The organism is Pseudomonas sp. BW7P1 (assembly GCF_024981055.1).
Classification (GTDB): domain Bacteria; phylum Pseudomonadota; class Gammaproteobacteria; order Pseudomonadales; family Pseudomonadaceae; genus Aquipseudomonas; species Aquipseudomonas bananamidigenes.
In genome coordinates this window covers 4,132,151-4,155,154 of sequence record NZ_CP103374.1, presented here as the reverse complement: position 1 = coordinate 4,155,154, position 23,004 = coordinate 4,132,151, and the positions used below count along the sequence as shown (strand labels likewise).

Annotated in this window: 19 protein-coding genes; 10 read left to right on the top strand and 9 right to left on the bottom strand. The window is 61.7% G+C overall.

What is annotated here, in order from left to right:
- Positions 1–12 precede the first annotated feature (12 nt).
- Positions 13–660 carry an FMN-dependent NADH-azoreductase gene (locus NWV16_RS18585; protein WP_260520247.1) on the bottom strand — a complete coding sequence of 216 codons (648 nt, stop codon included), beginning with the start codon at positions 658–660 and terminating at the stop codon, positions 13–15.
- Between the two features lie 101 nt (positions 661–761).
- Between NWV16_RS18585 and NWV16_RS18580 the strand changes: the two genes are divergently transcribed.
- On the top strand, positions 762–1,616 hold the full coding sequence (locus NWV16_RS18580; protein ID WP_260520246.1) for a LysR family transcriptional regulator: 855 nt from the start codon (positions 762–764) through the stop codon (positions 1,614–1,616).
- A gap of 6 nt (positions 1,617–1,622) precedes the next feature.
- Here NWV16_RS18580 and NWV16_RS18575 read toward each other — a convergent pair whose 3' ends face one another.
- Positions 1,623–2,105 carry a hypothetical protein gene (locus NWV16_RS18575; protein WP_260520245.1) on the bottom strand — a complete coding sequence of 161 codons (483 nt, stop codon included), beginning with the start codon at positions 2,103–2,105 and terminating at the stop codon, positions 1,623–1,625.
- A gap of 165 nt (positions 2,106–2,270) precedes the next feature.
- Between NWV16_RS18575 and NWV16_RS18570 the strand changes: the two genes are divergently transcribed.
- The 5 genes from NWV16_RS18570 to NWV16_RS18550 all read left to right on the top strand — a co-directional run bounded on the left by NWV16_RS18570 (position 2,271) and on the right by NWV16_RS18550 (position 6,583).
- Entirely contained in the window at positions 2,271–2,936 is a 666-nt protein-coding gene (locus NWV16_RS18570; RefSeq protein ID WP_260520244.1) for a ribonuclease T2, read from the top strand.
- Positions 2,937–3,075: 139 nt separating this feature from the next.
- Positions 3,076–3,573, top strand: a complete 498-nt coding sequence (locus tag NWV16_RS18565; protein ID WP_260520243.1) for a PAAR domain-containing protein — start codon at positions 3,076–3,078, stop codon at positions 3,571–3,573.
- Positions 3,574–3,576: 3 nt separating this feature from the next.
- On the top strand, positions 3,577–4,305 hold the full coding sequence (locus NWV16_RS18560) for an alpha/beta hydrolase (protein ID WP_260520242.1): 729 nt from the start codon (positions 3,577–3,579) through the stop codon (positions 4,303–4,305).
- Positions 4,306–4,484: 179 nt separating this feature from the next.
- Entirely contained in the window at positions 4,485–4,820 is a 336-nt protein-coding gene (locus NWV16_RS18555) for a hypothetical protein (RefSeq protein ID WP_260520241.1), read from the top strand.
- A 191-nt stretch (positions 4,821–5,011) separates the two neighbouring features.
- Positions 5,012–6,583 (top strand): GGDEF domain-containing protein, encoded by a 1,572-nt coding sequence (locus NWV16_RS18550; protein WP_260520240.1) that lies wholly within the window; start codon positions 5,012–5,014, stop codon positions 6,581–6,583.
- Positions 6,584–6,641: 58 nt separating this feature from the next.
- On the opposite strand, the gene NWV16_RS18545 is transcribed toward NWV16_RS18550, so the two are convergent.
- From NWV16_RS18545 to NWV16_RS18530, 4 genes are all read right to left on the bottom strand, one after another.
- Positions 6,642–6,941 carry a hypothetical protein gene (locus NWV16_RS18545; RefSeq protein WP_260520239.1) on the bottom strand — a complete coding sequence of 100 codons (300 nt, stop codon included), beginning with the start codon at positions 6,939–6,941 and terminating at the stop codon, positions 6,642–6,644.
- 81 nt (positions 6,942–7,022) lie between these two features.
- Complete coding sequence (locus NWV16_RS18540) at positions 7,023–9,446, bottom strand: TonB-dependent receptor (RefSeq protein WP_260520238.1); 2,424 nt, start codon at positions 9,444–9,446, stop codon at positions 7,023–7,025.
- Positions 9,447–9,546: 100 nt separating this feature from the next.
- Positions 9,547–10,506 (bottom strand): FecR domain-containing protein, encoded by a 960-nt coding sequence (locus tag NWV16_RS18535; protein ID WP_260520237.1) that lies wholly within the window; start codon positions 10,504–10,506, stop codon positions 9,547–9,549.
- Positions 10,506–11,012 (bottom strand): sigma-70 family RNA polymerase sigma factor, encoded by a 507-nt coding sequence (locus tag NWV16_RS18530; protein WP_065259423.1) that lies wholly within the window; start codon positions 11,010–11,012, stop codon positions 10,506–10,508. Before NWV16_RS18530 ends, NWV16_RS18535 begins: the two co-directional genes overlap by 1 nt.
- A gap of 229 nt (positions 11,013–11,241) precedes the next feature.
- Here NWV16_RS18530 and NWV16_RS18525 point away from each other — a divergent pair, with 229 nt between their 5' ends.
- Complete coding sequence (locus tag NWV16_RS18525; RefSeq protein ID WP_065259422.1) at positions 11,242–11,682, top strand: carboxymuconolactone decarboxylase family protein; 441 nt, start codon at positions 11,242–11,244, stop codon at positions 11,680–11,682.
- 4 nt (positions 11,683–11,686) lie between these two features.
- Here the strand turns inward: NWV16_RS18525 and NWV16_RS18520 are convergent, their stop codons facing one another.
- The 3 genes from NWV16_RS18520 to NWV16_RS18510 form a co-directional block, all read right to left on the bottom strand.
- On the bottom strand, positions 11,687–13,279 hold the full coding sequence (locus NWV16_RS18520; RefSeq protein WP_260520236.1) for a DHA2 family efflux MFS transporter permease subunit: 1,593 nt from the start codon (positions 13,277–13,279) through the stop codon (positions 11,687–11,689).
- Entirely contained in the window at positions 13,276–14,424 is a 1,149-nt protein-coding gene (locus NWV16_RS18515) for an HlyD family secretion protein (RefSeq protein ID WP_409519391.1), read from the bottom strand. Before NWV16_RS18515 ends, NWV16_RS18520 begins: the two co-directional genes overlap by 4 nt.
- A 66-nt stretch (positions 14,425–14,490) precedes the next feature.
- Positions 14,491–15,255, bottom strand: a complete 765-nt coding sequence (locus NWV16_RS18510; protein WP_260520234.1) for an AraC family transcriptional regulator — start codon at positions 15,253–15,255, stop codon at positions 14,491–14,493.
- Positions 15,256–15,352: 97 nt separating this feature from the next.
- On the opposite strand from NWV16_RS18510, the gene NWV16_RS18505 reads away from it, so the two are divergent.
- The 3 genes from NWV16_RS18505 to NWV16_RS18495 all read left to right on the top strand — a co-directional run bounded on the left by NWV16_RS18505 (position 15,353) and on the right by NWV16_RS18495 (position 22,883).
- Positions 15,353–16,486 carry an MFS transporter gene (locus NWV16_RS18505; RefSeq protein WP_260520233.1) on the top strand — a complete coding sequence of 378 codons (1,134 nt, stop codon included), beginning with the start codon at positions 15,353–15,355 and terminating at the stop codon, positions 16,484–16,486.
- A gap of 105 nt (positions 16,487–16,591) precedes the next feature.
- Positions 16,592–18,319 carry a ShlB/FhaC/HecB family hemolysin secretion/activation protein gene (locus NWV16_RS18500; protein WP_260520232.1) on the top strand — a complete coding sequence of 576 codons (1,728 nt, stop codon included), beginning with the start codon at positions 16,592–16,594 and terminating at the stop codon, positions 18,317–18,319.
- Positions 18,320–18,413: 94 nt separating this feature from the next.
- Positions 18,414–22,883 (top strand): hemagglutinin repeat-containing protein, encoded by a 4,470-nt coding sequence (locus tag NWV16_RS18495; protein WP_260520231.1) that lies wholly within the window; start codon positions 18,414–18,416, stop codon positions 22,881–22,883.
- Positions 22,884–23,004 lie beyond the last annotated feature (121 nt).

The following is a 23,004-nucleotide window of genomic DNA, read 5'->3' as shown; positions in this document are numbered from 1 at the left end:
ATTACAGTTGCGTCAGGTTCGGCGGCCGAGGTTGTCCGCCAGGTCTCGTGCCTGTTGCGATGCGGCGAACCGTGAGTTGCGATCCACCTCATCACCGAAGATTGTTTTCTCGACGATCAGCGCATGCACATCGCTGATGCCGATAAACCCCAGCCACGTCTCTACGTAGGGCTTCTGGAAGTCGAAGCGCTCGGCAGGCGTGATCGACTGCGCCGAAAAATCCATCCCTCGCGCATACGCCACCACGGCTTGCTTGCCCTTCAGCAAACCCTGCAAACCACGCTCCGGATCGAAGCTGAAGAGAATGTCTTTCTGCGACACCAGGTCGATGAAGTGCTTGAGCTTGTAGGGGATGCCGAAATTCCACAGCGGCACCGAAAACACCAGCACATCGGCCCGGTGCAGGTGGGCGGCGAGGTTTTCGAGGGTCTGCCAGGCCGACTGCTGCGATGGCGTCAGCGGCGTACCGCTCAGGCCCGCGTATTTGGCGTTCATCGCCTCGGCGTCGAATTCCGGCAGTTGCAGGTTCCAGAGGTCCAGCGTTTGAACCTGGGTCTGCGGATGATTTTGTCGATAGCGTTCAATGAAGCTGCGCGCCACCTCCATGGATGCGGAGCGCTGTTTACGGGGAGAGCATTCAATGTGCAAGAGGGTGGTCACAGTGGGCCTCGACGTTCGGGTAGGGAAGGCGAGGCATTGCAACATAGCTGGCTTCTCACTATAAATCGTAAATAAATCGCTGATTGATCACGTATCAAACTATGTTCGATGTCCTGTTGTTGAAGACTTTTGTCACCGTTGTCGACGAGGACGGTTTCAGCCGTGCCGCCGAAAAACTGCACCTGACCCAATCGGCGGTCAGCGGTCATCTGCGACGGCTGGAGGAGCAGATCGGCAAGCCGCTGCTCAAGCGCACCACGCGCTCCCAGCAATTGACCGCAGAGGGCGAGCGGCTCATCTCCCATGCCCGCACGATTCTGGCGTTGAACCGCGACGCCTGGGCACAGCTCACGCGCACGCCGTTTCAGGGGCGGGTGCGGATCGGCGTGTCGGAGGATTTTGTCGAGCCTCGGCTGTTACGAGCGCTGCAGGATTGCGCGGCGCAGCATCCGGGGATGCAGATCGATGTGCAGGTGAATATTCCCGGCACGTTATTGAGCCAGATGAAACAGGGTGATCTGGAACTGGTCATCGGCTCGCTGTGCGAGACCCGGGAGCCGGGGTTGTTGCTGTGGCAGGAACCGCTGGTGTGGGCCTGGGCGGCGCAACCGGTCACCCGATTGCCGACGCCGTTGCCGCTGGCGCTGTTCCCCGAACCTTGCCCGTATCGCGAAGCCGCGCTGACCCGCCTGGCCCGGGCCGGCATCGCCCAGCGCACCGCGATGCTCTGCACCAGCAGCGCCGGTTTGCGTGCGGCTGCGCTGGCCGGGTTCGCGGTGGCACCAATGGCCGCCAGCCAGTTGGGGCAGGGGCTGGCGGCACTCGGTGTGGAGGTGGGGTTGCCGGTGTTGCCGGATGCTGAATTTCGACTGTTTACGGCGAGCCACGCCGATCCGCAGATGATCGAAACGGTCTCCCGGGTGATCGTCGACTATTGCTCGACACGACGACAGTGACGCGACCTACAACCCGAGTCCTTCCTGGACCACCAGCAGCAGGTTGTTTTCAGTCAACGCAATGGCATCCAGTTGTGTCCCGGTCTCGAGGGTCTGCAACCACCAGTGACTCTCGCCGTGTTCGTCGACGGTGCGCAGCAGCGATGTTTCCTTGCCCGGCAGGTTGATCTGCACACGGCCGGCGCCGTCTTCGGTGAAGCGGGCGATGGGGTCGAACGTCAGGCTATGGTGATTGGCTTCGATGACCAATTGATCGATGGCGTAGTCGTGGGTTTCGCCATCCGGTGAACTTTCGCAGACATGGGTAGGATTTCGCCGAATCTTCAGGCCCACCTCGGTCACCGGTTGCAACCAGCCTTCGATTCGGTGGTACAAGGCGTAGACCTGAGCAGGCCAGCAATCGATTTCCAGTTCGGCGCAGGTGACTTCGTCAGCATGGGTTTGCCGTGTCTGTTTGAGTTTCGCGGCGAGTTCGTCTGCTTTACTCATGTCGGTTCCCTGTGGTGAATGCAACAGCATGGTAGTCCTTTCAAGGTAATGCAGGTTTTGCCTTGCGTCATGCGCCTGCAACACTCGCATGACTCAATCAGTCCCTGACCACTTGACGGTCAGACCACAAAAACCATGGACGCAAGCGTCCCAAGGAACGGGAAGATGAAAAAGCTTTTTACAATTATGGCGCTGATTGCGCTGACGGTCGGTAGCATCGGCCTGAGTTCGGCGCGCCAGTCACACGCCAGCAAGGCACCGGCCGAGTCGGTGGCGGGGGTGTTTGATTACTACCTGCTGACGCTGTCCTGGTCGCCGACGTTCTGCCTCACCCACAAGGACGACCCGCAGTGCACCGGCAAGGGCTATGGTTTTGTCCTGCATGGCCTGTGGCCGCAATACGCCAAGGGCGGCTGGCCGGAATCCTGCCCGCCGCTGACCACGCTCTCGGCCGCCGAAACGCAGAAAGGCCTGACGCTGTTTCCGACGAAAAAACTGCTCGATCACGAATGGAGCAAACACGGCACCTGCAGCGGCCTCGGGGCGATGGGTTATTTCGATGAAGCGGACAAAGCCGTGGCGGCGGTGAAAATCCCGGAAGAGTTGCAACCCTTCAGCAGCTCCTACTACTTCCAGGCGCAGGAAATCGCCGACCTGTTCCGCAAGAACAATCCCGGCATCCCGGCCGACGGCATCGCCGTGATCTGCAGTGGCCCGGAACTCTCGGAAGTGCGCGTGTGCATGGGCAAGGACCTGCAATTCGGTGCATGCGGCAAGGGTGTGAAGACCCAGTGCCGGTCGGGGGATATTCGGGTTCCGCCGTCGCGCTAACGCAATCGGTTGTTGCTCATCAAGAAACAGGCGCCTTTTCAGGCGCCTGTTTTTTTGCGTGCCGATTTGATCGGCGTCGCGACTTTGTTCATGCTGCGCGCCCCATGGATGATGACGCGATACTGCAAGGAGCTTTTTCATGAGCGGAAAACCCGCTGCCCGAGTGACCGACCCGACGGCCTGTCCTTTGCCGGGGCATGGCACCAACCCGATTGTCAGTGGTTCGCCGAACGTGCATTTCGACGGGTTGCCCGCTGCGCGTATGACGGACAAGTCGGCGTGCGGCAGTCCGATTACCGGTGGTGTTTCTTCGACGGTTTTTATCAACGGCCTGAACGCCGCCACCCTGGACAGTACCGGTGGTCACGGGAATGTGGTCATTGGTGGATCCGGCACGGTCATCATTGGCGATACCGTGGTGAATGCGCCCTTCAGCGGCCTGCTGCCAATGCCCGTGCACTTCACCGACAAATTGCAGCTGGTGAACGACACCACCGGTGAACCGATGCCGAATCATCCGTACATGATCCAGCGTGCGGACGGTCGGATGGAGCACGGCGTGTCCGATGCTGACGGTTTCACCCACACGATCAGTTCGCATCTTCCGGAATCCATCAAACTGTTTCTGGAGGAATGAGGCATGTGTGCGGAAACGGTTACGTGCGAGAAAGGCAACAATTACAAGCTGCACAAGGAACATACGCTGACGGACAAGAAAGACGTCAGTGTGAAGGCTGTTCCGGTGGAGAGTACCAAGGCGGTTGTGTTTTTTGTGGGCGGTGCCGGGGATAAGGAGAGTTACTATTTTTCAGGGCCGTATGGAAACATTCAAGAAGTACATAAATACTTCGATCAGCGCGTTCAGGATCTGGCAACACAGGGGAAATATAAGTCGGATTGGCTGGGGTACAACGAAGTCAAAGGAAAGAAAGATATTCAGCGTTATGTACTAAACCTGATCCCTTACAAAAGCTGTCCTGTATATATCGTTGGCCATAGCCTTGGTGGCTGGAATGGCGCACACCTGACGAAAATCATGTCTGAATGGGGATACCGGGTTCAGATGCTGGTTACCCTTGACCCTGTGGGGGAGGGCGCTTTGGTCTGGTTGGGCTCGGATATTTATTTTGATCGTCCTGACCCTGTAGCGGCTAACTGGGTCAATATCAAGGCTACGCCTAGCAAAAGAGACCCTTCAGATGGTGTTGCCGACTTTGGCGAGAAGTGGCTTATCACTTGTGGCCCGTCACTGAACGTGAATGTGGATACCAATCATGCAAACGCCTTGGGTCTGTTTACCGCTCGTATCTCGGGAAACAAGTCTGCTGGAGATCTGCTGTTTGACTCGATCATGGAGGAATTTTCCTGATGTTTAGATTGTTCGCTTGCCTGCTTTTCGTAATTTGTTCTGGTTGTGCAAAAGACCATGTATGGCCTCCAGCGAATTTAAGCTATGTGTCTGTTGAGAGAGACAGATCTTTATATGTAATCAGGTATCGGTCGAATGTTGATGTGCTGGATCTTTTTGGACGGGGAGAAAGGGTAGGAATGGCTTCAGGCATGCTTCATTGTGCCTTGGCTGATGATCAGGATTTCTCGGTCGATAAAGCCATTCGGTTTTCAGCATTTGGATTGATATCGCCGGATAAAAGAGACGGAGCCCCGGCGGGATACTCTTATTTGACCCATGCCTTCATTTCCGAGACCTCTAGCAACCGAAGCTCGGAAAGATACTTGTCAGTGGCAGAAATCAACCACCTCCTCTCAGACAAACAACAAATCCCCTGCAAAGTCGTCGTCACCGCTTACGGCTACAAACCCTACTACTCGAACATCATGAACATCCCGGTCGCGGACCTGCTGCGGGAGGTCAACAAGCCTTGAGCCGGCTCGAGGTGCGGAGCCTGAAAAAATAAATCGCCGCGCAGGTCATCCATTTCCACTGCGCGCCGATATCTACGGGGTCGGGATGGTCCCGGTGGCACTTGGTTGCCCCGTACAATCCGGTGGGCTACGCTCACAAAACACAAGGGTTTCGGGCCTTTGCCCCTGTCGTACCTGCCCAGGACACGCTTTTGCCTATCCCCATTCACGATCCGCATCAGGCCCCCGGCGGCACACTCAAACGTTTACCGCTGCGCAAGGCGGCGGCGCTGTTCATCGTTGGTGTGTGCCTGTGTCTGTCCGGCTTGCTGTATTTGCAAATCGAACAGTCGCGCCGACAGGATCTGGCGAACGCGCAGATGGCTTCGGCCAACCTGACACGGGCGATGGCGCAGCAAGCCGAAGACACCTTTCTGGCTGCCGATCTGGTGATGACCAGCCTGGTCGACTGGATTCAGGAGGACGGCTATGGCGCGGCGCAGAGGCCGCGACTACAAAGAACCTTCGCGCGCCGGGTGCAGCAGCTGGAACAGTTGCACGGCATGTTTCTGTTCGATCGCGAAGGGCAGTGGGTGATCACCTCGTTCCCGGATCTGCCGCGTGGCAACGGTGTGGCTGATCGCGAGTACTTCAAATATCACCAGCAGAACGTTTCATCCGTGGCGCACATCGGCCCGGCGATCCGCAGTCGCGAGAACGGTGAGTGGATCATTCCGATTTCCAAGCGAGTGAACGACCATGCCGGCAATTTCCAGGGCGTGCTGCTGGCCGGGATCAAGATGTCGTACTTCGACAAGTTCTTCAAAAGCTTCAGCCTGGACGATAACGGCACCATGTTCCTCGGCCTGACCGACGGCACGCTGCTGGCCCGGCGGCCCTTCGACGAGGCCTTGATCGGCACCTCGCTGGCCAAGGGCGAGATCTACCAAACGCTGCTGCCCAACGCTTCTGCCGGCACGGCGATGATCGATTCGGTGGTGGACGGAGTCACGCGGCTGTACGGTTATCGGCAACTGGCCGCGTACCCGCTGGTGGTTTCTGCTTCGACATCGCGGGACACGATTCTTGCGGGCTGGCATGACCGAGCCTTTCAATCCAGCGTGATCGTGGCGCTGGTGATGCTCGGCGTAGGGCTGTTCGGTTGGGTGTTCATCCATCAGGTGCGCGACGGCGAGCGGATCGAGAAGAACCTGATCAAGGCCCAGCGCGCGCTCGAACAGATCGCCACCCACGACAGTCTCACCGGGCTGGCCAACCGGCGTCTGTTCGAGCGCTCGCTGGAGACCGAGTTTGCCCGTGGTGCACGGCAGTCGAGCCCGGTCAGCCTGATCATGCTCGATATCGACTTCTTCAAACGCTACAACGATGCCTACGGCCATGTGGCCGGCGACCACTGTCTGACGCAAGTCGCCCAGGTGGTGAGGAACTGCTGCCAGCGCAAGTCCGATCTGGCCGTGCGTTACGGCGGCGAGGAGTTCGCGGTGCTGTTGCCGGACACCGACATCAACGGCGCGCTGGCGATTGCCGGGCAGATCCGCCGCAGCGTCATGGACAAACACATCACCCACAGCGGCTCGCCTTCTGGTTATCTCACGGTGAGCCTGGGCTGCTATTCCTTCATTCCGCTGGGTAACGACAGCCCGGAGCTGTTCATCCAGCGCGCCGATGCGGCGCTGTATCAGGCCAAGAACGCCGGCCGCAATCGAGCGGCGGTGTTGTCGATGGACGTCGGCGTCGGCGAATTGCTGCGTTCGGATCGCTGATCGAAAAAGGCTTCAGACACAGGCCATGCTGCGTTCACCATGGCCTGCTCTTGTTCGTTCAGCTGCCGGTGCCACCGCCAGCTCCGCCTGTCCCGCCACCCGCCGAACCTGTGCCGCCGCCGGCCCCCGATCCAGAACCGCTGGCGCCGCCATTGGTGCCGGTGCCTTTGCCCATGTCATCGGCAGTGTTGCCGCCCGAAGGCGCGCCAGGCGTACTGTTCGGTGGCTGGGTCGAGCCGCTGGTGGCGCCGGACTTGGTGCCGGTGGCGTCAGCGCCGTCATTGGCGGCAACACTGGCGGCGGATGCCGTGGCCAACAGGCCGGCCAGCAGGAACGAGGTCAAGGTGCGCGTGTTCATGAGGTCTCTCCAGAAACGGGATTTACCTGAAGTTGGTCTGAAGCGCGCACGGCTTGGTGCCGATCAAGTGACCAGTGGTACTCAGAAGTCCACGGTCGCCGAAACTTTCAGCGTGCGGGGCGCGCCCTGGGTCAGGTAGCCGCCATTGGCCGATGCCCAATAGGCTTCGTTGGCGACGTTTTCCAGATTGGCCCGCAGGGTGATCTGTTTCTCATCCAGCCTGAAGGCATAGCGCGAACCCAGGTCGAAGCGGTTCCACGCCGGGATGCTCTGGGTGTTGGCCGCGTTCAGGTACTGGCCGCCGGTGCGCAACATGCGGGCGCTGAGGGCTGCGCCTTCCAGGCCCGGAATGTCCCAGTCGGCGCCGATATTGAACTGGAAGCGCGGTACGCCGATGGCGCGGTTGCCGTCGTTGACGCCGTTGCTGCTGCCGTCGAGTTCGGTCTTCATCACGGTCGCGCCGCTGAGCAGCCGCAGGCCGTCGACCGGTTCGCCGTAGACGTTGAGTTCGACGCCTTTATTGGTCTGCTGGCCGTCGACCCGGAAAATCCCGTCCTGGGTGTAGCTCGACGGTTGCTCGATGCGGTAGACGCCGAGACTGGCGCCGTAGCTGCCCATGTCCAGGCGCACGCCGGCCTCGACCTGTTTGCTGCGCACCGGGGCGAAGGTTTCGTCGCGGTTGAGGGCGCTGGTCGGTGGCGTCGGGCCCTTGGCCAGGCCTTCGATGCGGTTGGCGTAGAATGACACGTGTTCCCACGGCTTGATCACCAGGCCGTAGACCGGGGTGGTGATCGACTCGTCATAGCTCGAGGTGCGGGCGCCGGTGGCCGTGGCCCAGCCATCGACTTTCATTTGCTGGCGGCGCACACCGAGGGTCAGCAGGATGCGGTCGTCGAGGAAACCCAGGGTGTCGGAAATCGCTTCGCTGCGCAGGGTGTTTTTGCCGACCACACGTGGATCGTTGATGTCACCGGCGAACGAGGTGGCAGGCGGGCGCGGTTTGTTGGTGACGTTGTAGAGGTTGGTGCTGTAGCGCGAGGCGCTGCCAATGGTCTCGAACGCCGAGCGTTGCTCGCCCCGGATGCCCGCCCAGCCGAGGTTCAACTGATGGCTGACGGGGCCGGTGTCGAAATGACCGTTGAGGCCGGCCATCGCGCTTTGGTTGTCCTCGTCATGGGGTGAATAGAGCATGCCGCCACGGGCGTTGCCATTAAGGTCGGTGACAGTCAGCGACGAGTAAACGCCATTCTCCCGGGTGTGCTTGGCGCCGCCGGACACGTAGGCCGTCCAGTTGTCGTTGAGGTCGTACTCGGCGCGGGCCATGCCGAAGGTGTCTTCGAGCTGCGAATAGCTCCAGCTCTGGGCGTAGCTGGCGTTGGCGTGCGGCACTTTGGGAGCTTTCGTCAGGCTTGAGTCGACGTAAATCACCGAGCGGCCCTGATTGATGACCTGCTTCTGATAGCCGAAATCGGTGGAGACCCGCAGGCGCTCGCCGCGATAGTCCAGGCCGAGGCTGAACAGCGACGAACGCTGGTCTTCGTCATCGACAGCGGTGTCGCCTTCGCGCTGCATCAGATTGACCCGGGCGCCGAAGCGGTTGTCCTCGCCAAAACGCTGGCCGAGATCCAGATGTGTGCCGACCCGACCGTCGGCACTGTAGTCGAGGGTGACGCTGCGGGTCGGGGTGTCCATGGCACGTTTGGGTTGCAGATTGATCCCGCCACCGATGCCGCTGCCGCTCGGGGTCACGCCATTGACGAACGCATTCGGGCCCTTGAACAGTTCGACCCGCTCCAGCGCTTCGACGGCGATGATCTGCCGAGGCAACACGCCGTACAGTCCGTTATAGGAAATGTCATCGGAGGCCAGCGGCAGACCGCGGATCATGAACATCTGCGAGAAGTTGCCGAAGCCGTTGGACTGGCGCACCGAGGCATCGTTGAGCAGCACATCGCCGATGGTTTGCGCCTGCTGGTCGGCCATGGTCCTGGCGGTATAGCTGGTGACGCTGAACGGCAGGTCGTTGACCGCCTGATTCCCGAGCATGCCGACTTGCGCACGACGGGCGACCTGTTCGCCGCCGTAAGTGTCATCGTTGCTGTCGTGCCGGGCGCTGATGGTGGTGGCGCCCAGCTCCAGCGCGCCGTCCGCTGCGGCTTTCGGCGCCACGGTGTAACCGTTGTCGCCAGTGCTGATCAGTTCAAAACCGCTGCCTTCCAGCAACCGGGCAAAACCGTTTTGCGCGGTGTAGTTGCCTTGCAGGCCCGGACTCTGACGATTGCCCAGTTGTGCCGGATCGAACGACAACGGCACGCCGACGCTCACTGCAAACTGCGCCAGTACGTGGCTCAGCAGGCCGGGGCCGATGTTGACGCTTTGGCTGGTGCTTTCGCTGACGCCGTCGGCGGCGTGACCGAGCGTTGGCACCAGTGAGCCGAAAGCCAGGGCGAGACTCAGGGCCTTGAACGGAAAAAGAGCGGGGCGGGGCGTGGGCAATGCGGTCATTCGGCGATCCTGTCGAGCGCGTGGAAATTGAGGGTCTATCCACTCACCGAACGAGACGCGAAAAGGTATCAGTGAACATTGAAAATATTTTTTATCGATCTCAGACGCGGGGCTCCACCGACAGCCAGTAGCGGGTCAGGCTATTGATGGTCAGCGGCAGGGTATCGCTGAGCAAGCGCAGGCTGGCGTCGGTGTCGCGCAGGGAAAACGCACCGGACACGCGCATCGCCGCAACGTCCGGATGACAGCGCAGGACGCCGCGACGATAACGGCTCAGTTCGCCGAGCAATTCGTCCAGACGCATGTTGCTGGCCAGCAGCATGCCTTTGTCCCAGGCCAGGCTTGCGGTGTCGAAGGTTTCGGCGGTGTCGAAACCGTTCAGCTTGAAGCGCTGGCGTTCGCCGGCCTTGAGGATCGCGTGTTGCTGGAGCAGTTGCGCAGTGATCTGCACCTGGCCTTCGAGCACCGACACCAGGCTGCGCGAACCTTCGGTGCGCACGCAGAACCGCGTGCCGAGCGCACGAGCGAGGCCTTGCGGCGTTTCAACGATGAACGGGCGGGCGGCGGCATCGCTGGCGGTGTTGATCAGCACCTCGCCATCGAGCAGCAACACCCGACGTTCAAGCGGACTGAAAGCGATGTCCACGGCGCTGTCGGTGTTGAGCAACAGTTGCGAACCGTCCGGCAGTTGCAGGTTTTTTTGCTCGCCGACAGCGGTGCGCTGGTCGGCGGTCCACTGCTGCCACGGAACGTGTTGCGAGGCGATACCCAACGGCCCGGCCATCAACAGCAGGCCGAGGCGGGTGAGGGTCTGGCGACGGCTCAGGCCTTCCTTGCGTGAAGCTCGTTGCAGAGTCTGGATGGCGACGTTGGCCGGTACACTGCGCAAGTCCCCCAGCAGGGCTTCGGCCCGTTGCCAGGCCATGGCGTGTTCGGCGCTGCGGCTGCGCCATTGGGCGATGGCCTGATGATCGGACGGCGAGGCGGTACCCGAATGCAACTGCACCAGCCAGTCGGCGGCTTCACCGAGAATCTGCGGATTGATCATCGACGAATTCATCAGGCGACACTCAGGCAGGCAAGGAACGCGGCGCGCATGTGGCGTTTCACGGTAATCAGCGAAACCTTCAGGCGTGTGGCGATCTGCGCGTAGGTCAGGCCTTCGATCTGCGACAGCAGGAAGGTGTCGCGGGTCTGTGCCGGCAGTTCACGCAGCAAGGCCTCGATGCGCCACAGGGTTTCCAGGATCAGATAGCGGGTTTCTGCCGACGGCACTTCGGCGGGCGGCAAGTTGGCGATGGTTTCCAGATAGGCGCGTTCGAGGTCCTGACGCCGCCAGCGGTCGATCACCAGACCTTTGGCGATGTGCGTCAGCAGCGCCCGGGGTTCGCTGCCCAAAGGCTTGAGTACCTGGCGGCTGAGCAGACGCAAGAATGTGTCGTGGGCCAGATCGGCCGCATCGCAGCGATTGCCCAGCTTGCGCTGCAGCCAGCCTTGCAGCCAGCCGTGGTGTTCGCTGTAGAGCGTCTGGACTTGCTGATTCAATGGCGGATCGAAAGACGACATGAGCGGCAGATACTCGTTGCGGGCATCCGATGCCTGGCTGCAATTGGAGTGCAATTAAGAATGGATCGCATTCTAGTGGCACCGAACAAGCGCTGGCAATCGCCCCTCTGCACTTTCTTTTCTGGCGCCAGAAAGCAGTGGCCTACCCGTCTTCCGGGAGATTGGCTATTTGTCCGGCCCGATCCCGGGGCTAACGTAGCCACACATTTACTTGCCCCGGAGAGTCACCATGAAACCTCGTGTCGATTTCTACACCGCGTCCCCCGATGCCCTGAAAGCGATGATCGCCCTGGAAACCGCCGTCTCGAAACTGCCGCTGGAAAAGCCCCTGATCGAACTGGTCAAACTGCGCGCTTCACAGATCAACGGCTGCGCGTTCTGCATCGACATGCACACCGCCGACGCGATCAAGGGGGGCGAAACCCCGCGCCGTCTGTTCGCCGTGACGGCCTGGCGTGAAGCGCCTTTCTTCACCGACCGTGAACGCGCTGCGCTGCTGTGGACCGAGTCCCTGACCCAAGTGAGCCTGACCCATGCCCCGGACGAAGATTACGAAGCGGTCGCCGCGCACTTCTCGCCCAAGGAAATGGTCGACCTGACCGTGGCCATCAGCACCATCAACAGCTGGAACCGTCTGGCCGTGGGCTTTCGCAAAACCCCGCAGGCCTGATTGATCAGTGTGCATCGGCACTCGGCGCGGCCGGTGGTTGCACCTTGCGCATCAAGGGCACCATCGCCGTGGCGATCACGAAGCACACCATGATCATCAGAAAGGTGTCGCCATAGGTCTGCGTTTGCGCCTCACGGTAAGTCAGCAGCCATAACTGATGCAGACCGGCGGTGATGCCCACCTCACCGCTCTGACCCAGAGCGGCGAAGTTGCCGCCGACCTGGGCCAGCCACTGGTTCAACGCTTCGTTGCTGCTGTTCAGATGCTCTGCCAACCGCGTGAAGTGCAGGTTGGTGCGGTCGTTGAGAATGGTCGCGCACGCGGCAATGCCGATCGCACCGCCCAGGTTGCGCATCAGGTTGAACAGGCCCGAGGCGTGCTTCAACCGTGCTGGCGCCAGCCCGCCGAGGGTCAGCGTCACGGCGGGCGGCACGGCCAGTTGCTGGGCAATCCCGCGCAGGGCTTGCGGCAACAGCAATTGCCCGGCACCCCAATCGTGGGTGATCGGACTGAACTCCCACATCGACAGGGCGAACAACGCCAGGCCCGCCATCATGATCCAGCGCAGGTCGAGGCGGTTGGCGAGAAAGGCGTACAGCGGAATCGCCATGATCTGGAACACCCCGGTGGAGAAAACCGCCAGACCAATGTCCAGCGCGCCGTAGCCACGCACCCGGCCGAGAAACAACGGCGTCAGGTAAATCGTCGCGAACAGGCCGATGCCCGTGACGAAGGAAAAGAAGCAGCCGAGCGCGAAATTGCGATCCTTGAGGGCGCGCAGGTCGACGATCGGATTGGCCACGTGCAGCGTGCGGCCGACAAACGCCACACCGGCCAGGGCGCTGATCCACGCGGTGGTGAGGATGGTCCGGTCGCTGAACCAGTTCCAGCGCGGGCCTTCTTCGAGGGTGTATTCCAGGCAGCCGAGAAACAGCGCCAGCAACACCATGCTTGGGTAGTCCGCGCCCTTGAGCAGCGACAGTTCCGGCTGGTCGATCTTCACCAGCATCGGCACGGCCACGGCAACGAAAATCCCCGGCAGCAGGTTGATGTAGAACAGCCAGTGCCAGGACGAAACATCGGTGATCCAGCCGCCGATCACCGGGCCCAGCGTCGGGGCCAGCGACGCCACGGCGCCGATGGTCGCGGCAGCAATCACCCGCTGTTTACCGGTGAAGAAAAAGAACGCGGTGGTGAACACCAGCGGAATCATCGAGCCGCCGAGAAAACCTTGCAGCGCGCGAAAGGCGATCATGCTCTGGATATTCCACGCGACGCCGCACAGCAGGCTGGCAAGGGTGAAACCGATGGCCGAAGCGCAGAACAGCCAGCGGGTCGAGAACACCCGCGACAGCCAGCCCGACAGCGGGATCACGATGATTTCGGCGATCAGGTAACTGGTCTGCACCCACGCCGTTTCATCGGTGCCGGCGGACAGTCCGCCGCCGATATCGCGCAGCGAGGCCGAGACGATCTGGATATCCAGCAGCGCGATGAACATGCCGATGCACATCGTGGCGAAGGCGAACACTTTGGTCGTCGTCGCCATGTCGGCGGCATTGAACGGCTGCGCAGGGACGGCGAGGGCACGGCTCATGGCGCGCTGGCCACGGCGGTGGTTTCAGGCTGGGCACGGGTGTCGACTTCAGCCGTCACCGACAGCCCCGGACGCAAGTGGCCGAGCACGCTATCGGCGGGGTCGAGCAGGATGCGCACCGGTACACGCTGGACGATCTTGGTGAAGTTGCCGGTGGCGTTTTCCGGTGGCAGCACGCTGAACTGCGAACCGGTGGCCGGGGCGAGGCTGTCGAGGCGACCGTGGAATTCCTGGCCGGACAACACGTCGGCGCGGATGCTCACACGTTGGCCGGGCTTCATCCGCGCCAGTTGGTCTTCCTTGAAATTGGCATCGACCCACAGACCGTTGGCCGGCACCACCGACAGTTGCTGCGAACCCGCCTGTGCATATGCACCGACCCGCGCACGGCGGTTGCCGATCACGCCGTCGACCGGGGCGCGCAGTTCGGTGTAGCCGAGGTTGAGTTGCGCCAGATCCCGTTCGGCCCGGGCTTGTTGAAGGGCGGCACGGGCCTGTTGTTTTTGGGTTTCGATCACCGAAAGCTGGCGTTGCGCGGCCAGCAACTCGGCCTGGGCCTTGGCGCTCAAGGCTTGCGCGGTCTTGAAGGTGGCGTCGGCCCGTTGCGCAGCTTCCACCGAGACTGCGTTGGTGGTGACCAGACGTTTATAGCGCGCATTGTCATCCCGGGAGCGGGCGGTTTCGGCACCGGCGGCATCGATGCCGGCGCGGGCCTGACCGATCACCGCTTGTTGCAGTTGTTCGGTGGCGTCGAGATTGGCCAGTAGCGCCTCTTCGGCGGCGACCGCGCCTTCGGCCTTGGCCAGACTGGCACGGTAGTCCCGGGCGTCGAGGCGGATCAGTACGTCGCCGGCCTTCACCGGCTGGTTGTCGCTGACCAGCACCTCTTCGATGTAACCGGCGACTTTGGGTCCGATCACTGTCACGTCGGCACCGATGTAGGCATCGTCGGTTTCTTCGAGAAAACGCCCGGTGCCCCACCAGTGCGCGGCATACAGCCCGGCAAACACCAGCGCAGCCAGGCCCGCAGTGGGCAACAGCAGGCGTTTCAGCAGGGGAGGCTGGGGGACGCTGACCGGAACGGCGAGGTCGGGTTCTACGGTGGGCATGCTGGTCATGGCGAATACCTGAAAAAAGGCTGTTATTACGGCTGTAATATGACGTGAGTAATATTTTGTGGCAATTGATTTTTATCGCCGGTCGTCAGTTGCTTATCTGAGCCAGGTACCAGGCGTGCTGCCGGTCATGGATTTGAAGAACGCGATGAACGCGCTGTCGCTGGCAAAACCCAGTTCGAACGCGCAATAGCCGAGGTTGCGCCCGGTGGCGAGCAGTTCCATGGCACGCATCAGTCGCCACTGCTGGCGCCATTGTTGATAGCTCATGCCGGTTTCACGCTGGAAGATCCGGCCGATGGTGCGGCGGCTGGCGCCGATCTGTTGTTCCAGCACTTGCAGCTCCGGGGGGAGTTGTTCGGGGCGTGCAAGCAGGGGGGCGAGACGCTTGTCTTGCGGCAAGGGCAACAGCATCGGTTGCTGCGCCGCCTCACGGATTTCGCTCTGGCACAGTCCCAGCAGATGGACGAATTTGCCCTGCCGCCAATCGGTATCGAAATCCGCAATCGCTATCGGCTCCAGTACGGCACGAAGCAACGGGCTGACCTCGATCACACAGACCTGTTGCGGCAGCTCGCGACACAACTCGGGCGTCAGGTAGATGGAGCGGTAGTCGACGCTTTGCTGCATCACCGCCCGATGCGTGACACCACCGGGAATCCACGCCGCTCGCGACGGTGGCAGCAGGCATAACTGCTGCGCCAGCGTGATGCGCGTGCAGCCTCGGCGGGTATAGAGCAGTTGCCCGCGCTGATGCCGATGTAATCCCGAATCGTGATCGCCGAGGGTAGAGGCAATGCCGATCACCGGCGCCGGGAAATGATCCGGGTCAAAACGGTCGTGAGCTTCGAGCCAGGCCATGGGTTGTCCGATTTCAGCGATAAATTGGCGGGGTCTGGATAATACGCCAGTCACAGCCTTTTAAACTCCTCGGCGCTTTTGTTGAGGAGTCAGGGTGATGAGCCATAGAACGTTTTTGATGTTGGCGATTGCGCTGCTGATGTTCCCGCAGATTGCCCAGACCCTGTTCAGCCCGGCGCTGGGGGATATCGGCCGGGCGTTCGATGTGGGGCCGCAAGCCGCAGCGCAGACCTTGTCCGTGTATTTTCTGGCCTTCGCGTTTGGCGTGGTGACCTGGGGCCGCGTGTGTGACCGGATCGGCCGGCGGCCCTCAATGCTCGCCGGTCTGGCGATATATGCAATGGCCTGTGTGCTGGGTTTGTGCGTTCGCGGTTTCAACGGTTTGTTGATGGCTCAGGCATTGGCGGCCTTCGGCGCTGCCGTGGGTTCGGTCGTGACCCAGACGTTGTTGCGCGACCGCTTTAGCGGGACGGAACTGGCCCGTGTGTTTTCGCTGGTAGGCATGGCGCTGGCGGCCAGTCCCGCTATCGGTCTGTTCAGCGGGGCGAGCCTGGTTCAAGGCTTCGGCTATCGCGGCGTGCTCGCTGCACTGTTGCTGCTGGCTTCGATCTTGTGGATCTGGAGTTGGCGCACCTTGCCGGAAACCCGTCCAGCGCAACTGACCTCCATCGGTCTGTTCGCAACCCTGGGCGACATGTTGCGCGACCCGGGCATCTGGCGTTCGGCTCTGTGGATTGCATCGTTCAACGTCGCGTTGTTCAGCTATTACAGCCTCGGGCCGTTTCTGTTCGAACGTCTCGGCCTGGGCGGCGAGTGGTTCGGCTACAGCGGTGTGATGCTCGCGCTGGCCTCAGGGTTTGGAGCATGGTTCAACAAACGCCTGCTGCAATCCGGTCGCAGCCCGTTACGGTTGATTCGCCTGGCGGCACTCACGGGGTTGCTCGGCGGCATCGGCGTATGGCTGTTGGAAGCGCACGTCTGGTTCGTGCTGCCGATGCTGTTGGTGGTACTGGCGTTCGGCATGGCGATCCCGAACATTCTGGGCGCTGCCTTGCGCAATTACCCGGATCGTTTGGGCACCGCCGGCGCATTGCTCGGGCTGTTTTATTACCTGCTGATCGGTGCGGGATTGATGTTGGCAGCCTGGTTCCAGGCCCTCGGGGAAACCCTGATGATCTGCAACTTGCTGGCGTTATCGCTGGCGATCCGTGCTAAAAACGCATTTGTTTAAGAAATGTAAGCAATGTAGGAAGCGTCTTGCATTTGTGTAGGAAGGCTCTGACTATCACTGCAATTGATGGGATGGCATTAAGCCATTTGATTGCAAGGAAGTTGAGTGCCGTATTCGATTCGCGCTGTTTCTCGCTGTAGTTATCTGACTCGTCCGCTGTTGTCGGCTTTGTTGTTGAGTGTGTGTGCACCCAGCGTTTTTGCTGCCGAACCGTCGAATCCAGGCCAGGAAGTGCTGCGCCAGCAGCAACAGCAACAGCGCGACTTGCAACAACTGCAACTTGAACAACGCAAGCGCCAACTGGAGCGCGGTGCGTTCGGTCCGGCGCCTGCCACCCCGGCCATTCCCGACTCGGTCAAACCCGATGAACGCTGCTGGCCTCTGAGCGGTACGCGCATCGGCGGCGTGACGTTGATCGACAAAGACCAGCTCAATGCCCGCATCCAGCCGTTGCTGGCGCCGTGCATGGGCGTCGGCCAGATCAACCATCTGCTGGCGACCATCACTGCGCTCTACGTGGAGAAGGGGTATATCGCCAGTCGCCCGTACCTGAGCAGCACGCCGGCAGCGGGGCAGTCGCTGGATATCCTGATCGACGAAGGCTATATCGAGTCCATCGAACTGGCCGACCAGAGCCTGCCGGTGTCCCTCGGCGGTGCGTTTCCGGGCATGCTCGGCAAGCCGCTGAACCTGCGGGATCTGGAACAGGGGCTGGATCAGTTGAACCGTCTGCGCTCCCTCGATCTGACCGCCGACATCGCTCCCGGCAGCCAGCCCGGCGCGTCAAAAATCATCTTGCGTTCACGCACTTCCGGGCAATCGCGCTGGGCCCTCGGCGCCGGTTTCGACAATCTCGGCAGCGCCAGCACCGGGCGGGATCGCAACACGTTCACTTTGAGCCTGGATAGCCCGCTGGAACTCAACGATCTGTTGAGCCTGAGCGCCAGCGACACCCTCAACCGGGGCGACCGCTACAACCGCAACGCCAGCCTCTATTACGCAATTCCCTACGGGTACTGGACGTTCAGCACCTTCGCCAGCCATGCCGAATATCGTTCGCCGTTCAAACTGCCCGGCTCGACCCTGTACAGCACCGGCATCACCGATCAACTCAGCCTGCGCGCCGACCGCGTGTTGTGGCGTGACCAGAGCCACCAGCTCAGCGCCAACCTGCAACTGGCGCACAAGGATGTCGACAGTTATTTGGAAAACGTTCGCCTGGGCATTCAGAGCCCGACCCTGACCGTCGCCGAGGCCGGGCTCAATCTGTTCTGGCTCGACCGGGCGGTGTGGAACCTCGACTTCAATTACGCCCAGGGTCTGCGCTGGCTCGGCGCCGACGACGATGCCGATCATCAGGTCAGGAACCTGCCCAAAGCGCAATTTCGCAAGTACCGCGCCGGCCTCAGTCAGTGGCGCAACGGTCAGTTCGGCGCGCAAGCCTGGCAATGGCAGAGCCAGCTCAATGTGCAATACAGCCCCGATCCGCTGCCGGCCATCGAGCAACTGCTCGGCACCGACGATTCCGCCGTTCGCGGTTACCGGGTCAGCAGTGCCTCCGGTGCCAGCGGCGCGATCTGGCGCAACACCTTGCGTCTGCCGATGCGCACCGATCTGCCGGTGCAGATCACCCCGCGCGTGGGCCTCGACCACGGCTGGATCAAGGCCGATCACGGTGCGCCGGTTCAACGCCTGAGCGGTGCCAGCATCGGCCTCAACCTGGGCTGGAAAAACCTGCAGGTGGATGTCGATTACCAACGCAGCCTCAACACCCCGACCGGCCTGCACCACGAGCCTGAAACCTGGCTGATGCGGGTCGGACTGCAGATATGAACATCAGTGAACAACAGCCATCGGATCTAAGCGCGACAGCCGTGGCCTGTAACTCAACGCGCAACGTGATGCCGCACTACATGGAGAGTTTTTTATGCCAATGAACACCTTTGCGTTTCATCTTTCCCCACGGGGCAAACTGCGCTGGGCCATCGCCAGCCTGTTCCTGGCTGCTCACCTGCCGGGCGCCATGGCCGGCGGTGTGGTGGTCGCACCCGGCCCCGGCGGCACCGCGCAGTTGCAGACCCAGGGCGGCGTGCCCATCGTCAACATCGTTGCGCCCAATGGCTCGGGCCTGTCGCACAACCAGTTCCTCGACTACAACGTCGACCGTCAGGGCCTGGTGCTGAACAACGCCTTGCAGGCCGGGCAATCCCAGCTCGCCGGGCAACTGGCGGCCAACCCGCAATTGCAGGGCCAGGCGGCGAGCGTGATCCTCAACGAAGTGATCAGCCGCAACCCGTCGGCCATCAACGGCGCCCAGGAAATCTTCGGGCGCGCCGCCGACTATGTGCTCGCCAACCCGAACGGCATTTCGGTGAACGGCGGCAGCTTCATCAACACGCCGAACGCCAATCTGGTGGTCGGTCGTCCCGAGCTGAACGACGGCAAACTGCAAGCCCTCAGCACCCGCGACGCCAACGGTCAATTGCAGATTCAGGGCGGCGGTCTGCGCAACGGTGAGGGCTCGATCAATCTGATCGCGCCGCGCATCGACAGCCAGGGTGCGATCACTGCACGGGACCAACTGAACCTCACTGTCGGGCGCAATCAGGTCGACTACGCCAGCGGTCAGGTGAAAGCCGTGGACCCGGCGGGCAACACCACCGATCAGCGTATCGACGCCAGCCTGTTCGGCGCGATGCAGGCGGGGCGCATCAACATCGTCAGCACCGCTGAAGGCGCGGGTGTGAAGGTCGGTGCGGTGCAAGTCGCCGGGCGTGACGGCGTGCAGATCCGTTCGGCTGGCGACCTGAGCGTCAGCGGTCAGGCGATTCCGGACAGCCTCGATGTGACCCGCGCCGGTATTCGCAGCAGCCAGGGCGATGTCGGGCTGCACAGCGGCAAGGACCTGACGCTGGCCGCCACCGACGTCAGCGGCCGCGACGTGAAGGTCGATGCCAAGCGCAATCTGACCCTGAGCACCGTTGAAAGCCGCAAGCTTCAGGAACAGCGCGAAAACTGGAACAACAGCACCATCGGCATCACCTGGGAAACCTACGAGAGCACCCGGACCGACAGCGATTCACGCCAGCATGGCAGCCAGATCGTTGCTAGCCGCGACGCGCAATTGTCGTCCGGCAAAGACACCGAACTCAAAGCCGCCAAGGTCGACGCGAAGAACAACCTCAGCGTGCAAAGCGGCGGCGATCTGCGTTTGACCGCCGCCACGGAAAGCCACACTCAGACCGATCAGGGCAAGCACCGCAAACACCTGTGGAAAGCCGACTGGGACAGCAGCAGCGAAGAGCAGCGCAGCGTCACCAGTCAGTTGAAGGGCGGCAATATCGCCCTGCAAACCGCTGCGTTGTTGCGCTCCGAAGGCGCTGAAATCGACAGTGCCGGCGATCTGCAACTGGCCGGCAAACAAGTGGAAATCACCACCGCGACCCGCACCAACCGCAGCAGCGACAATCGCTATTCCGGTGATCTGGTGGGCGGCGGTTTCTTCGGCAAGACCGGCGACGCCGACAAGGGCCAGACCCGACATCAGGGCAGCAAGATCAACGCCGCCGGCAAACTGGCGGTCAAGGCTGACGACGTGCGCATCAGCGGCAGCCAGGTGCGTGGCGCCAAGGACGCCAGCGTGATCAGCGACAACGGTTCGCTGACCATCGACGGTGTGCAGGACACCTCGCACAGCAACCAGCACGACAAGGACAGCCAGTTCTTCGGCATCACCAAGGACGAGTCCCGGCAGAACATCAAAGACAGCACCACGGTGCGCAGCGAGCTGGCTTCTGACAGCAACCTCAAGCTGAAAAGCGCCAAAGACATCGAGGTCGCCGGTTCCACGGTCAAGGCTGGCGGCGCTTTGGTGGCCGATGCTGCGGGCAATGTGAACGTGCGTTCCACGCAGAACACCCATGACAGCAGCAACAGCACACAGACTCGTGGTTTCGATGCCTACGCCAGGGAGCAGACGGCGGAGCAGTATCGTGCCGGTGTGCATTACGAAGACAAATCCCGGACCGTCACCGCCAACGACCTCACGCAGCAGGGTTCCAGCCTCAGCGGCGGCAGCGTGCAAGTGAAGGCGGGCGGCGACGTGACGCTCAAGGGCGCCGAGGTGAAATCCACCGCTGGCGACACCACGCTGAGCGGCAAGAACGTCTCGTTGCTGGCCGAGCAGGACAGCCACAGCACTACAACGGAAACCCGCAGCACCGGCGGTGGTTTCTACTACACCGGCGGCCTCGACCGCGCGGGCAGCGGCGTGGACTTCTCGCACAGCACCTCGCAAGACACCACCGCTAAAACCACCGCGCAAACCACCGCTGTGCAGAGCAGCGGCAGCCTGAACATCAACGCTGACAAACTCGCTACCGAAGGCGCGCAACTCAAGTCCGGCAACGGTCTGAACGGCGCTGCCAACGAAGTCGACAATCGTGCCGCCAGCCACACCGAAAGCAGCACCCACAAGGAGAGCAACTGGTCGGCGGACATCGGCGCCAACGTCGAGTACAAAGACATCGCCCGGCCGATTGCCGGCGCGGTGAAAGACGTGCTCGACGGCAAGGTGCCGGACAAGGACGCACTGGCCAATCTCGGTCAGCCGAACGTCGGTATCGACGTGGCGGTCGGTCATGCGAGCGCTGACAAGACCGAGCAGAGCAGCAACGCCGTGGTCAGCCGGTTCGACGGCCAGACCGTGAACGTGAAGGTCGGCGGCACGCTGCATGATCAGGGCACCCAGTACAACGCCAGCGCCGGCAAGGTGAACATCAGCGCTGACAAACTGGTGGCCGATGCTGCAAACAACACCCGCAGCAGCACCGACAATTCGGTGGATGCCAAGGTCGATGTGCGGGTCTACACCAAGACCGGTGAAGACGTGAACGTGGCCGGCAGCGGCGCGGGCGGCAGCAGCCAGTCGAGCAAGAACAGCTCCACGGCGGTGGTCGGCAGCTATGCCGGCACTCAAGGCGTGAATATCAATGTTGGCCATGATGCACAGTTCGAAGGCAGCCGTTTCGACGGCGGGCAGGGCGGTGTCAGCGTCAAGACCGGCGGCGATCTGGCGCTGAATCAGGCCAGTGACCGTCAGAGCAGCGACAGCTCCAGTCTGCGGGGCAGCGGCTCATTGACCGTCGGCACCTTGCCGGGCACCGACGGCACCAACGTCGATCTCGGCGCCGGGTTCCAGCTCGACCACAAAGGCAACCAGACCACCGACAGCCAGGCCCACGTTGCCACCATCGGCGGCACCGGTCCGGTGCAACTGAGCAGCGGCGGCAACCAGGTTCAGCAGGGCACGAAGATCGACAGCGCTGGCGCTATCGAGCTGAAGGCCGACGGCAAACTCGATCTGCAAGCGGCCACCGACACCCACGTCGCCAACGGCAGCAATCTTGGCGGTGGGCTGAAGGCGGGCGGCAGCAAGAGCAGCAGCGAGAAGAGCCACGATCAGGGCGGCAACCTAAGCGGCAATTTCAACATCGGTCGGGTCAGCGAGAACACGCAAACCCTCACCGGTGGCCAGCTCAACAGCCAGAACGGCCTTGCGCTGAGCGGTGATTCGGTGCGCCTGCAAGGCACTCAGGTCACTGCGCCAAACGTCAGCATCGACGCGCAGAAGGGCGGTTTCGTTCAGGAGTCCGCGCAGTCCACCGACAGCCGCAATAACTGGAATGTTGCGTTGAACGCCGGTGGCAATCTGAGCAAAAGCACACCGACCGCCGCCGATGAAAAAGTCAGCAGCGATCACGGCTTCGATGCCGGGGCCAAGGTGGGCGTGGATTACCTGCAAGGCACCACCCGGCAGAACAGCCAGATCAAGGCTGACACTGTGGTGCTGAACAGCGCGGGTGATGCGAGCCTGAGCGGTGCGCGGATCGATGCGCGCAACGTCAGCGGCAACGTGGCCGGTGATCTGTCAGTCGAGAGCCGTCAGGACTCCAGCACCCACGCCAAGGTCGATGTGGATCTGGGGCTGACCGCCAAGAAGACGCCCGCAGACGACAAAGGCAAATTGGCCGGCACCGATTACAAGCCGACACTGAAAGCCGAAGGCGAATACGCGCACAAGGACAGCGTGAAGCAGGCGTCTGGCATCAGCGCCAGCCAGGGTGTGAACCTCACCGTCGGCGGCGCTACGCAACTGACCGGCGCGCGGATTTCCGCCACTGAAGGCAAGGTCGATCTGGGTGGTTCGAAGGTCAGCAGCAACGACCTGAGCAACCGCGACTACGGCGTGAAAGCCGGCCTGGACCTGCCACACAAGTCTGAAGAAAACGCACCGAAGGTTTCCCTTGAAAACGGCAACCTGAAGGTCGGCCCGGTGACCCTGAGCGGTCACCTGGACAGTCAGTCCCTGCAAGCCGGGATCGACGAAAAAGGCTGATTCATCGTCAGTGAAACCAGCGGGGGCGAGCCTGCTCGCTCCCGTTTCTGATGGATGCCCCGCTCTAAACGGCAGCCCCTGCCGTTTCCCGTCAAGTCGATGAACGCAAGCGCTCCGCACT